The 12537-nt window shown below is 64.3% G+C and carries 11 protein-coding genes and 1 other RNA gene; 8 read left to right on the forward strand and 4 right to left on the reverse strand.

Annotated elements, in window-relative coordinates; translation table 11 throughout:
* The first annotated feature begins 15 nt into the window (after positions 1-15).
* On the forward strand, positions 16-357 hold the full coding sequence (locus AC07ZS_RS05440; protein ID WP_494797562.1) for a hypothetical protein: 342 nt from the start codon (positions 16-18) through the stop codon (positions 355-357).
* Positions 354-2810: a hypothetical protein gene (locus AC07ZS_RS05445; protein ID WP_494797563.1), complete on the forward strand. Its 2457-nt coding sequence runs from the start codon at positions 354-356 to the stop codon at positions 2808-2810. The genes AC07ZS_RS05440 and AC07ZS_RS05445 overlap by 4 nt, the downstream gene beginning before the upstream one ends.
* 45 nt (positions 2811-2855) lie before the next feature.
* Here AC07ZS_RS05445 and AC07ZS_RS05450 read toward each other — a convergent pair whose 3' ends face one another.
* On the reverse strand, positions 2856-3182 hold the full coding sequence (locus tag AC07ZS_RS05450; protein ID WP_494797564.1) for a hypothetical protein: 327 nt from the start codon (positions 3180-3182) through the stop codon (positions 2856-2858).
* A gap of 338 nt (positions 3183-3520) precedes the next feature.
* Here AC07ZS_RS05450 and AC07ZS_RS05455 point away from each other — a divergent pair, with 338 nt between their 5' ends.
* Positions 3521-4345: a hypothetical protein gene (locus AC07ZS_RS05455; RefSeq protein WP_494797565.1), complete on the forward strand. Its 825-nt coding sequence runs from the start codon at positions 3521-3523 to the stop codon at positions 4343-4345.
* A gap of 36 nt (positions 4346-4381) precedes the next feature.
* Here AC07ZS_RS05455 and AC07ZS_RS05460 read toward each other — a convergent pair whose 3' ends face one another.
* Together AC07ZS_RS05460 and ffs are read right to left on the reverse strand one after the other, a co-directional pair.
* On the reverse strand, positions 4382-6085 hold the full coding sequence (locus tag AC07ZS_RS05460; RefSeq protein ID WP_494797566.1) for a DUF6538 domain-containing protein: 1704 nt from the start codon (positions 6083-6085) through the stop codon (positions 4382-4384).
* A gap of 115 nt (positions 6086-6200) precedes the next feature.
* Positions 6201-6297, reverse strand: an RNA gene (gene ffs / locus AC07ZS_RS05465) — signal recognition particle sRNA small type.
* A 74-nt stretch (positions 6298-6371) separates the two neighbouring features.
* On the opposite strand from ffs, the gene dnaX reads away from it, so the two are divergent.
* The 5 genes from dnaX to AC07ZS_RS05490 all read left to right on the forward strand — a co-directional run bounded on the left by dnaX (position 6372) and on the right by AC07ZS_RS05490 (position 10916).
* A complete protein-coding gene (gene dnaX / locus AC07ZS_RS05470; protein ID WP_494797567.1) occupies positions 6372-8264 on the forward strand; it encodes a DNA polymerase III subunit gamma/tau in 1893 nt (630 codons plus the stop codon).
* A gap of 34 nt (positions 8265-8298) precedes the next feature.
* Positions 8299-8631 carry a YbaB/EbfC family nucleoid-associated protein gene (locus AC07ZS_RS05475; protein WP_204734911.1) on the forward strand — a complete coding sequence of 111 codons (333 nt, stop codon included), beginning with the start codon at positions 8299-8301 and terminating at the stop codon, positions 8629-8631.
* Between the two features lie 30 nt (positions 8632-8661).
* The gene (gene recR / locus AC07ZS_RS05480; protein WP_494797568.1) at positions 8662-9273 is read left to right on the forward strand and encodes a recombination mediator RecR; all 612 of its coding nucleotides are present in this window, start codon (positions 8662-8664) and stop codon (positions 9271-9273) included.
* Positions 9274-9305: 32 nt separating this feature from the next.
* A complete protein-coding gene (locus tag AC07ZS_RS05485; RefSeq protein ID WP_494797569.1) occupies positions 9306-9710 on the forward strand; it encodes an MAPEG family protein in 405 nt (134 codons plus the stop codon).
* Between the two features lie 141 nt (positions 9711-9851).
* On the forward strand, positions 9852-10916 hold the full coding sequence (locus tag AC07ZS_RS05490) for an ABC transporter substrate-binding protein (RefSeq protein WP_494797570.1): 1065 nt from the start codon (positions 9852-9854) through the stop codon (positions 10914-10916).
* A gap of 10 nt (positions 10917-10926) precedes the next feature.
* On the opposite strand, the gene AC07ZS_RS05495 is transcribed toward AC07ZS_RS05490, so the two are convergent.
* Positions 10927-12507, reverse strand: a complete 1581-nt coding sequence (locus AC07ZS_RS05495; protein WP_494797572.1) for a transglycosylase SLT domain-containing protein — start codon at positions 12505-12507, stop codon at positions 10927-10929.
* Between the last annotated feature and the right edge of the window lie 30 nt (positions 12508-12537).

The following is a 12537-nucleotide window of genomic DNA, read 5'->3' on the forward strand; positions in this document are numbered from 1 at the left end:
ACGTCGCGAGCCCTGATGCCTACCGGTGTCGGGGCTTTTATTTTTTCATTTTCTGTATCCATGTCTCAGTTCAAACCCCAAGACCACGAAGCCCGCGTGATGCGTGCCTACTCCCTCCCGGTCGCCGCTTTCGACCACCTCAAGAACTTCCAGCGGCACCGCCAGCACACCATTGATCCCACCGGGGAACGCCACACGGTGACCAACAGCGAGGCCCTGACCGAAATCCTCCATGACCACTACCTACTCGGCATGGTCGCGGGTTTCCAGAATCGCACCATCTCGGAGCTGTGTCGAGACCTCGCTCGGGGAGCCCTTGTGGTCACCTCCGCGTCCACCGAAGGGAGCCAAGCATGAGCACACGTCTTCCAGTCTCCGACGACTTCAGCGGCCAACGCTTGGTCACCCAGGCACGCCCCATTGCGCAAACCCAAGAGACCCCCGGCATGGCCGCCTGGGAGGGCCTTGCGAACGCCTTTGCGGCCGGCGACATGCTCAACGAAACGAACCGCAAGATTCACGAGCAGCGCGAGACCGAGAACGCATCTCGGTGGGCCAACTCCATGACGGTCGATGAGCTGGGTAAGCGCATCCGCTCCGGCGAGTTGATGCCCTCGCAATCTCCGGTGTTCGCGGCCACGGCCCAAAACATCTGGGGGCAGAACGCGATGGCCGCCCTGGAGCGCTACGTGATGTCCAAGGTGTCTACCGGTGAGGTCACCTTCAACTCCGCTCAGGAGGTCGAACAGTACCTCGTGGAGTCCCGTAACACTGCCCTCGCGGGTCAAAGCAAGTACGCCGTTGCGGGCTACGACAAGCAGTTCAACGGACTCCGCGAGAAGCTCATGGCGGGTGTCGCTCAGGCCAACGATAAGGTGATCGTGGAGAAGGCCGCGAACGATGCCGCTGACAACCTCGGCAACGTCCTCAACCGCGTCACCGCGAGCGACTACAAGGGCTCCACGGACGACGCCGTGAACGAGGTCATGGGTCAGTACCACCTCCTGCGCAAGACCTCCGTGATGCCCCCTGCGGCAGCTCGTGGCGCCCTTCAGGAAACCCTTACGCGGGCCGCAGCGACTGGCAAGACCGCGATTGTCACTGGCATCCTCAACACCGAGCTTCCCGACATCGGCTCCGTGCGGTCCATGCTGGGTGCCGACAAGGCCGCCACTCTGGAGGCCCAGGCCGGGACCCGCTTCGATGGCATCGAGCGCGAGCGTGTGGACACCGAGTCCCTCCCGTTCTACATGTCGGCCAGCGAGGGGCGCCTCCCGGTGGACCGGTTCATGAAGTGGGCGACCGGTGAGCAGAACAGCAAGTACACCACCTCGGCGTTCATCAACGGGCTTCTTCAGTCCAACCTCGCGGCTCAAGCGCGGGCCGCTGAGGACCTCCGTAAGGCCCAGCTTCAGGGCGCCATTGCGGGCATGGAGCACGAGGCCCAGAAGCGCGTAGACGCGGCGCTCTCGCAGGGCCGCTTGTGGGATGTCCAGGGCACCAACACGCCCCAGGTGATGACCACCACGGGGAACCTCAAGGACTTCGATGTGAAGGGCTACGCCGAGCAGGCGCTGGTGCGCAAGACCGAGGGTCTACCGTTTGACCAACAGGTGTCGGCGTGGAACCTCAACGGTCTCGTGAACCCCAATTGGTCAGGCCAGCTCCGCGCCGGTTTGAACAACCTCTCGTCCATCTCTTTCGGCACCAATGGGAAGCCGGTGGGGGAACTCAACGAGGCCGGAAAGCAGGCCATCGAGTTGTTCCGACAGCTCAACAACGTGAGCCCTGACGCGGCCCGCCAGACGGCCGGAGAGGATGCGTACAAGCGGTTCTCGGACATCGGCTTCCTGGTGCACATGGGGCGGTCTCCTGCTGATGCTGCGGCCATTGCGTCGTCGGCAGCTTCCGGGGCTTCAGCGGGTACGCCTGCGGCGAAGCTCGAAAGCAAGATCGCAGGGAAGGTCGGAGAGTTGCTCGATACGCCTTGGATGGACTGGCTGGAGAACGCGGGAGATGGTGCGTGGGACATCGTTCGCCGCAACAATCCTCTGGCCCTTGGCAATGCCTTGGCCGCTGGCATGCTGAAGGCGCGTGACAAGGAGGTCCCCGAGTGGCTCAAGTCGGACCCCGTTGGAACCGCCCAGCACAACACCACGCCGAACACTGCCCAGGTGAGCGGATGGGTGCGGAGGTACGCGAACCTTCTGGCCCATAGCGGGCAAGCTCAGGATGCCGATACGGCGCTCCGGCTGGCCGTGGAGTACGTGGCAGACCCCAGGGTGTCGGTGAAGGTCAACGGTACGCTGTACCTGCGGTCTGAATTGCCTTCTGCGCCGGCCGAGCGCGAAGACCCCGGTGCGTGGCTCGGCAAGTTCCTGGATGCGGTCCCGAAGGCCCGCGCTCGCGAGCTGGGCTATGCCGCGTCGGAGGTGCGCATGGAGTTCGATGAGCGCAGCAAGGTGTACCGTGCGTTCATGGCCGGGCTTCCCATGAGCAACCCGGACGGGGGCCTTATGGTCTTCTCGCGCATGGACATCGAGCGATGGATGAAGGGCCAGCGGCAGCGGGAGATAGAGGAGGGCGTGCCAGAGGCCGCATACGACGCCTACAAGGCCCGTATCAACGCGGAGATTCCAGCTCTCCAGCGTGGCAACCGGTACGCCATCGAGCAGTACGACAAGAGCATGTACGGCAGGGGCTTTGACAAGTCAATCTTGTCGCGCGAAGCCTACGACCGAATCCGTAAGGACGGGAATCACAACCTGCCGCTTGCCGACCTCATGCGCGAGTACCCAACGGGACGGTGATCGAGGCGCCACTTCGAGGGCGTGTCCATTCGGATGGCGGGGCGCTCACCATTCATCGACGTACTCAACACGGTTGCCCGGCAAACGATCGTTCCACCGCTCGACCAAACTGCGAAGAAGTCGCTCCATCAAGGGCGTGTCTTTGGATGCAGCCAATCCCACGTAGCCATTGCCGGGGTCTGCTGTCTCGTAGCGAATCTTCATCGAAGGCGTGGCCGCCTCAAATCCATTCGGCCCCATGCCGACCGGAATGCATGTGAGGTGAACCTCACCATGCCGATCTACCCACAGGATGTGATGACCGGCTGAATCGTCTGCCCGTGCATGAATGTCCTGCAACTGCCGCAATGTCGGCTGATGGTTCAAGTTCAAGCTGTTTCTCCCGTGCCTGCCGGCGTCCAGATGGTGTTTCCTATGGTCACGCGCCATAGCGACGAAACAGCATAAGGCCAAACGGCTCGTGAGCTGGTTGACCTCCGGTGATCTTCACTCCAAGGCCCTCGCGTGCGGCTTTGAGGGGAATGCTCGGTCGCTCGGTTTGCCGTTTAGTCCCCCGCAGAGTTCACGGAGCGGCCCTCATGATGGCGGCGATGCCATTGCGGGGCTCCAGAAGGCGGCCAAGGGTAGTGTTGTCGCTCAATGGGTGCGGACGGCCTCGGCTAGGATTTGCTCTAATCACCATTCTTTTTTGTACAGCAGGCAAAGTCTCAATGTCGATCACAGAAACCGTCTTGGAGATGCACTACCACTACCCTTTGATGGAGCTGATCAGGGGGACATATGGCCTGGGAAATGCTTCGGGGTTCAACTTCTACAAATACTCCCCACAACGCGAGGCCTTTTTGGGGTTCGATCAAGCGTTTGCGATGACTGAACTGTCGGATGAGGAGTTTTTTGCAAAGCTGAGTTCTGCTGCAATCGGAAACAACTATAGACTTTCAAGTCGTTTTCTCGCGTACTTTCTACAGTTCAAAGTAGTCTCTGAAATGAAGAGGCGGATGCAGCACACCCCATCGCAGATCGTCAGTCGCCCCCACTATCGTGCTTCGCTCGATACGACAAAGAATGACAACACAGGATTTTCACAGCACGAACTACTGTATAACTTGAATCAAAATGACGGGGCTATGGTGTATTACGCATGCCCTATGATTTTTGACAAAGCTGCTTTGTACGAAGTTGATGTCAATCTCGACCCACTGCGCCTTGTAGAGATGAGTTCCTGCCCGTCAAATTTCACAGATAACAGCAATCACTACTTGTACTTTGATACGAAGGAATCTGAGCCCATCTGGTGCAGCGATCCTGTGCAGGGGAGTGCGGTTTCTCCACGAAATTTTGTAGAGCGTCTAGCGCAAAAGCTGCGCCAAATCTCGCCTGAGGCTGGCGGGCAAGAGGTGATCAAACTATTGAACAAGCTGAAGGAGCTTGGCGATCATTCGGAGAAATCCATACAGCCAAGCGCTGGCGGGAGCAGAGGGCTTGCTCTCGTCGCCGATTCGTTGATGATCATCGAGCTGGTAGACATGACTTGAAAATGCCAGCAGGGTGGATCTTCGTCGGCGTTAGTTTTAAGGTTGGCGGTCGACGTGGGGCGACACCAGAGGCAGCGCCAATGCCGGATAGCCGATCGCCTCAACACCCGGCCTAAGCTCTTCTAGAAGTAACCGATCGTAGACCTCATCGCCCACACTACCCCTCGTCTCGTGGCCTGTAATGAGGTCTTGGATTTTCCCGTCGATGCCAGCACGACGCATTAAGGGGCGCACCGTGTGGCGGAAGTAGTGGAAGGAGGGCTGATCCCGTCCCGGCATCCCAAGCCCCTCGCGGAAGTCCTTGAACCACCGCCCAAAGTAGTCGCTTGCCTTGTCCTTGCGCAGCGACATCGCAGGCCATAGCGAATCGTGACCGGCCTTGCGCATGGCGTTCGCGTATTCGAGAAAGCCGAGCCGGATCAACTCGCTGTGAATTGGGATGGTGCGGTGTCCCGCGTCCGTTTTCACACTCTGGCTATCGCCCTCGTCGGTGATGACCAACGCCGGGATGCCATCCACGGTCTGCACGTCAAGCGTGCGGAGCTGACATATCTCACCCAAGCGAGCCCCCGTAAAGGCACCGATGAGGGGAACCCAGTAGGCCGCATCTCGACCCGCTTGGGGGCTCTTGGGAAGCTCATAGCGGGTATGCAGCGGGGACCCGAACAGGATTGCCATTTCATCGTCGGTAATGGCGCGGCGCTTGTTGGTGGTCTTGGCTTTGATGTCGATGCCTTCCCATGTATGACGCTCGGTCCACTCCAGTTCTCGGAAGGCGAACTTCATGAGGGTCTTGAGACCTGTCAGGCGGTCTCTCGCGGTTTTCAATGTCCCGCTGTTCTCCATGAGCCACGTTCTGTATGTCACGCCCATTTCGCGCGTGATGCCCAGCAGGTTGACCCCTGGGCGCTGGGCTTCAAACTGGCGGACAGCACGCTCCATTGCTTGCACGGTGTCGGTTGACTTGGCGCTTGCTCCGGAGACTTTCCAACTGTTGAAGACATCACGCAGGGTCTTGGGCTTGTCGGGGGGCGTGGGCGTCACAGAGGAGGGCGGCGAGGGCACCGCAGGCGTCTCCACGACCTCCCCGGCGTCCCTCATAGTCATCTCGCGGTGGGCCGTTCGATACGCCCTCATGCACGCCGTTAACGCCTCCCGCACTCCTGGGGTCTTCACGTCGAAATCGAAGCCCAGAAGGGCCGCCTGAGCTTCCACGAGGGGCATCACAAACTTGAGGTTTCCACCAGCGAGGGCGATGGCCGCATTCCCATCGAGGTAGGCATTGAGGTCGGCCAGCTCGCGGGCTTCTTCCGGCGTGAGCCCCGAGAGGTCATCTTCACGAACCTCAGTAGGGTCCCACTGCGGGATGCGTAGAGGGTTCGCCGCACGGAGGCGCAGCTCGTGGCGCATGTGGACCATCTCCGCGAGGAGCTTCACATCCGACCGCACACGGTCATCTTCAGACAACGCATGAGCCCGTACCATGGCCGCGAGATGCGCCGCGAGGTCTGGTGTTATCGCGGTGATTCGCGCGGGCTTGATGGCTGCTCTCTTGGCCTCGAAATCGGACAGCCACTTGGCCCGCTCAAGGGTGCCGCGAAGGACCGCCTCTTTGCGGTCGCTGGTGCCCAAAGCGAGGTTCACGCGGGCCTTGCCATAGACCTCGCGAAGGTCATCAGGAATGACGACGCGAACGTACCAACGAGAGCCCCGAAGGTTCAGACCTTCCACCTGTGCCATGTCGTTTCCCGAGTCGAAGTGTTGGGGATGTGACACAGCCAAGTGATACAGCGAAGGCGACGTAAGCCCTTGTCAGGACTCAGTTTGTTGATCTGAATGGGGATTTTTAGAAGAAGGTGACGAGCCTTGACCCCGGCACTGGATTCACAGTTAGGGCTGCTTGGTTCCCCACCTGACCCGGTTGGCCGCTTCACCATGCGGGAAGGCCCGTCGGGGTCGATTGTAGGCGATGAGGTGCATCGGTGCCGGGCCGCCCGGCAATACCCCGCCGCTTAGAATCGTCGTCATGTCCTATGTCGTCCTGGCCCGCAAATACCGCCCGCGCAATTTCACCGAGATGGTGGGGCAGGGCCATGTGGTGCAAGCGCTTTCCAACGCCCTGACGACCCAGCGCCTGCACCACGCCTACCTGTTCACCGGCACGCGCGGCGTGGGCAAGACCACGGTCTCGCGCATCCTGGCCAAGTCGCTCAACTGCCTGGGCAGCGACGGGCAGGGCGGCATCACCGCCGAGCCCTGCGGCGTGTGCCAGGCCTGCACCGACATCGACAGCGGCCGCTTTGTCGACTACACCGAGCTCGATGCCGCCTCCAACCGGGGCGTGGACGAGGTGCAGGCCCTGCTGGAGCAGGCGGTCTACAAACCGGTGCAGGGGCGCTTCAAGGTCTTCATGATCGACGAGGTTCACATGCTGACCAACACGGCGTTCAACGCCATGTTGAAGACGCTGGAAGAGCCGCCCGAATACCTCAAGTTCGTGCTGGCCACGACCGACCCGCAGAAGGTGCCGGTGACCGTGCTCTCGCGCTGCCTGCAGTTCAACCTGCGGCCGATGGCGCCGGAAACCGTGCTGGAGCATTTGCAACAGGTGTTGCAGGCCGAACAGGTGACGGCCGATGCGCAGGCGCTGCGCCTGCTTTCGCGCGCCGCGCGCGGTTCCATGCGCGACGCGCTCTCGCTCACCGACCAGGCGATCGCCTTTGGCGGCGGTCAGTTGCAGGAAGCCGCGGTGCGCCAGATGCTGGGTGCGGTGGACCGCTCCTACGTGTTGCGCCTGATCGATGCGCTGGCCCGCGGCGACGGGGCCACGGTGGTCGATACCGTGGATGCGCTGCGCGTGAACGGTCTGAACGCCGCGTCCACGCTGGAAGAGATGACCGGCGTGCTGCAGCGCATGGCGGTGCTCCAGGCCGTGCCCGATCGGGCCCAGGCCGAGGGCGTGAATGATCCCGATGAAGCGCAGATCGCGCGGCTGGCACAAAGCCTGCCGGCCGACGAAACGCAACTGCTCTACAGCCTGTGCCTGCACGGGCGCGGCGAGCTGGGCCTGGCGCCCGACGAGTACGCCGCACTGACCATGGTGTTGCTGCGGCTGATGGCCTTCAAACCCGCCGGCACGGTCAGCCCCAGTGCCGCAGCGGAAAAAAAAACACTGAAATCGGCTGAAACGCCGGTCGCCGCCGTGGTGGCGGCCGCGCCGCAGCCCGTGCCCCTGGTGCGCCTGCCGGTGGTGAACCCGCCTCCGGCCGTTGCAGCGCCCGTGCCTACACCCTTGCCGATGGCGGAGCCCGTGGCGAAGGCCGCACCGCAGATGCTCGCCGAGCCGATGGACGACGATGCGCCCTGGCCGGAAGACGACGGCCCTCCGTGGGAGGAGGCCGCCGAACCCGCACCGCAGCGCGTCGTGGCCATTCCGGTGCGCGAAGCCGGCGAACCCGGTCCGCTGGATCAGCCACGGCCCCGCGAGGAACACGGCGCGCAAACCGTGTTGCCTGCCGCACCCGGTGGCAGCGTGGAAGGCGATTTCTGGTTCGAGACCGTGATGCAACTCGTGCGCGCGGAAACCATCACCGCGCTGGTGCGCGAACTGGGCCTGCAGTCGCAGCTGATCGCGCGCGACACGGACCAGTGGATGCTGCGTGTGGAGCGCAGTTCGCTCAACCAGGGCAACATCCGCGAACGGCTGGCCGCGGCGCTGCAAACCCTCGGGCACGAGGTGCGCCTCACGGTCGAGATCGGCAGCGTCGCGGACTCGCCGGCGCGCCGCGTGGCCGCCGAAGCGGAGCGCCGCCAGCGTGAGGCCGAAGCGCACATCCTGAACGATCCCTTCGTGCAGACCATGATGCGCGACTTTGGCGGCAGAATCGTGCCCGGAACCCTCAAGGCCATCACGGCCTGACCCTCTTTTTTCACTCGGAAACCCAAGGAATACCATGTTCAACAAAGGACAACTCGCCGGCCTCATGAAGCAGGCCCAGGCCATGCAGGACAACCTAAAGAAAGCCCAGGACGAGCTGGCCTTCATCGAGGTCACGGGCGAATCGGGCGCCGGCCTGGTGAAGGTGCTCATGACCTGCAAGCACGACGTCAAGCGCGTGACCATCGACCCCAGCCTGCTGGCCGATGACAAGGACATGCTGGAAGACCTCGTGGCGGCCGCGTTCAACGCCGCCGTGCGCAAGGCCGAAGAAACCTCGGCCGAGAAGATGGGCAAGATCACGGCCGGCATGCCCGGCCTGCCGGGTGGCATGAAGTTTCCGTTCTGATCTCCATCGCGCGGGCGCCCACCCACACCGATGGCTGAAAACCACTCGCTCGAACTGCTGGTGCAGGCCCTGCGGCGCCTGCCCGGCGTGGGGGTGAAGTCGGCGCAGCGCATGGCTTTCCATCTGCTGCAGCACGACCGCGACGGCGCGGTGCAGCTGGCGCGCGCGCTGGAGCACGCGGCCAGTTCCGTGAAGCACTGCAACCTGTGCAACACCTTCACCGAAAACGACATCTGCGCCACCTGCCAGGACCCGCGGCGCGATCGCGGCCAGCTCTGCGTGGTGGAAACACCGGCCGACCAGGCGGCGATGGAGCGCACGGGGGCTTACAAGGGGCTGTTCTTCGTGCTGATGGGCAAGCTCAGCCCGCTCGATGGCGTGGGCCCGCGCGACATCGGTTTGCAGAAGCTCTTTGACCGCATCAGCGCGCCGGCCGAGCTGGGCGAGCCCGAGGTGCGGGAAGTCATCCTGGCCACGAACTTCACCGCCGAGGGCGAGACCACGGCGCACGTGATCGCCCAGGCGCTCAAGGGCCGCACGGATGTGCAGGTGACCCGCCTGGCGCGAGGCGTGCCGGTGGGCAGCGAGCTTGAATACGTGGACCTGGGCACGATCGCCCATGCCCTGGTGGACCGGCGCTGATCGGCGCCCCTCTTTCTCGAAAGCGCTTCATCATGAAACTGGCTGGATTGACCATCGCTTACTGGTCGGTGGTGGTGGCCTCGCTGTTGCCGATCGGCTGTGCGTGGCTGGCGAAATCGGGCACGTTCTCCAAACCGCGCCGCGACGGCGGCTTCGACAACAAGCACCCGCGCGAATGGCTGGCGCGCCAGAGCGATTGGCGCGCCCGTGCGAACGCCGCGCAAGCCAACAGTTTCGAGGTGCTGCCGTTCTTCATCGGCGCGGTGATCATCGCGCACCAGCTCGGCGCCTCGCAGGTCCGCCTGGACGTGCTGGCCTTTCTGTTCGTGGTGCTGCGGGTGCTCTACATCATGATGTACGTGGCCAACCTGGCCACGGCGCGCAGCCTCGCGTGGACCCTCGGCTTGATCGTCAATCTCGCGATCCTTTTCGTTTGATGCGCGCTGGTGTTCGCGCCGTTACATCGACTTGCAATTGCTCGGTACAAACCCGCTCGGGAATGGTCCCGATGCGGGCTCGCGGCTTGAACCCTAGTCTCAAGGTTCATGGATGAATGAACCAAGAGAGGAAGCCGGGTCATGTGGAGTCGCCGAAACTGGGGGCGTGTCTGTGCGTGGGGCGTGGCGGCGGCCGCTGTACCGGCCTTGCGCGCGCAGTCCGCGCCTGCCCCGGTGGCGCCACCCGCGCCTCGACCCGGTGCCCCACGGCTGGCGATCGCCGTCGATAGCCGCACTTCTTTCTGCTACCTCCCGCTGACCATCGCGGAGCGCCTTGGGTACTTCGCTCAGGAAGGCCTGGATGTGGAGTTGCGTGAATTCCCCGATGTGGTGCAGTCGCTGCAGGCCCTGCAGAGCGGTGCGGCCCATGTGCTGTCGGGTCCGTACGCGAACACCATTGCGCAGCAGGCGCGTGGGCAGAACCTTCAGTCCTTCGTGTTGCAGGGGCGCGCGCCGCAGGTGGTGGTGGGGGTGTCGCTGGAAACCATGGGCCACAACGGCGGCGTGTCCGATCTGCGCGGCCGCCGCGTCGGCGTGATGGCGACGAGCGCGGCGTCGCACCGCGTGGCGAGCCTGGTGCTGAGCAAGGTCGGGCTGCGCGCCAACGACGTGCGCTATGTGCCGCTGGCGAATGCGGCGGCGGCGGTGCAGGCGTTCCGCCGCGGCGAACTCGACGCGATCAGCACCACCGATCCGACCGTGACGCAGCTGGAGCAGATGGGCTCGCTCAAGGTGGTGGCTGACACGCGCAGCGTGCGCGGCACCGCCGAGGTCTTCGGGGGGCCCTTGCCCTCCGGCTGCCTGTGCGCACCGGGGAGCTTTCTGACGCAGTACCCCAAGGCCAGCCAGGCGATGGCCGATGCGATGGTGCACGCGCTGAAGTGGCTGCAGACGGCGGGTCCGTCCGACATCATCAAGGTGGTGCCCGAGCGTTACTTCCAGGGTGATCGTGCGCTGTACCTGGCGGCGTTCGCGCGGGTGCGCGAGGCCTGGACGGTGGATGGCCTGATGCCCGAGACCGGCCCGGCCACGGCGGCCCGGATGCTGGCGCAGTTCGAGGAGCCGGGTTCGCTGCAGCGCGTGGATCTGGCGCTCACCTTCACCAACGACTTCGCCCGCAAGGCCAAGGCCCGGTTCCGGGCCTGACCTCGGGCACTCACTTCTTCCGGTCCGACTTGTTGCTGGAGGCCACGCGGGTCTTGCTCGCGCTGGAGGCGGTCTTGGACTTGGCCTTCACCGGCTTGCTCGCGGTGGGCGAGGCCTTGCGCGCCGCCGTGGTCGTGGCACCCTTTTTGGCCTGCGGGGCGGCCTTGGCCAGCGTGACGCGCTGGGGCAGCATGAGCGTGATGCGCTGGCCCGGCTTGAGCGTCGCGTTCACGGCCAGCTTGTTCCAGCCGGCCACGCTCACCGGGCTCACGCCGTAGCGCTGGGCCAGGTGCGCCAGGTTTTCGCCCTTGCGCGCCTTGACGGTGGTGCGCTTGAGGATGACCTCGGGCTGGAACGAGATCTGGCCGTTGTCGGCCACATGCACCGGCACGTCGCCGTTGCGCTTTTCGGTGCGGTGCACCAGCAGGCTGGAGCCGGCGCGCACCTGCATGCGCGGCGGGATGTTGTTGACCGAGCGCAACTCGGATTCGCTCATGCCCGCGCGTTCGGCGGCCTGGGCCACGGACATGGTGGAGGGCACGACCCAGGCCGTCCAGCTCGCCAGGGGACCGGTGTAGGACTGCAGGTTGCGCTGAAAGACCACCGCGTTGTCCCAGGGCAGCAGCACATGGGGTGTGCCGGCGGCCATCACGATGGGCTGGCGCAGCGAGGGGTTGAGCGCGCGGAAGTCCTTCTCATCGACCTCTGCGAGGCGGGCGATGAGAGCGACGTCCATGTCCCGCTGCAGCGCGACGGTGTCGAAGAACGGGTGGTTGCCGATCAGAGGCAGGGTGGTGTTGTAGGCCTGGGGTCGGGCCAGGATGTTTTCCACCGCCTGCAGCTTGGGCACGTACATGCGCGTTTCCGCCGGCATGTTGAGGTCGGTGTAGCCGGTGGGCTTGCCCTGGCGCTGGTTGTTCGTGATGGCGCGGTTGACGTTGCCCTGGCCCCAGTTGTAGGCCGCCAGCGCGAGGTGCCAGTCGCCGAAGCGCGCGTACAGCTGCTGCAGGTAGTCGAGCGCGGCGCGGGTGGAGGCCAGCACGTCGCGCCGGTCGTCGCGGAAGACGTTCTGCTTGAGGTCGAAGGACTCGCCTGTCGCGGGCATGAACTGCCACATGCCGGCGGCGCGCGCGCTGGAGACGGCCTGCGGGTTGAACGCGCTTTCGATGAAGGGCAGCAGGGCCAGCTCCATGGGCATGTTGCGGCGCTCGATCTCCTCGACGATGTGGAACAGGTAGCGGCTGGAACGCTCCGTCATGCGCTGCATGTAGTCGGGTCGCGTGGCGTACCACTGCTCGCGGTCGCGCACCAGGTCGCCCTCGAGGTCCGGCATGGCGAAGCCGCGGCGGATGCGGTCCCAGAGATCGGCCGGGGCGTCCAGCGTGGTCACGCTGGTCAGCGAGGTCTCGGCGGTGCCGATGGTGCTCAGGGGCACGTCGCTGGGCAGGCGGTACGAAGGCAGGCGTGGCGCGTTGGCGGCGACCGGCGGCGTGGCGGTGGGGGTGCCGGTGGTGCCGCTGCCGGCCTCGGGCAGCGCCGTGGTGGCGCAGCCCGACACCAGGATCACCAGGGCCGTGCCGGCCAGCGTCAGCCACCGACGGGCGGGGCCGGAGGCCGGGGG

It is taken from the genome of Hydrogenophaga sp. GW456-12-10-14-TSB4 (assembly GCF_059424305.1).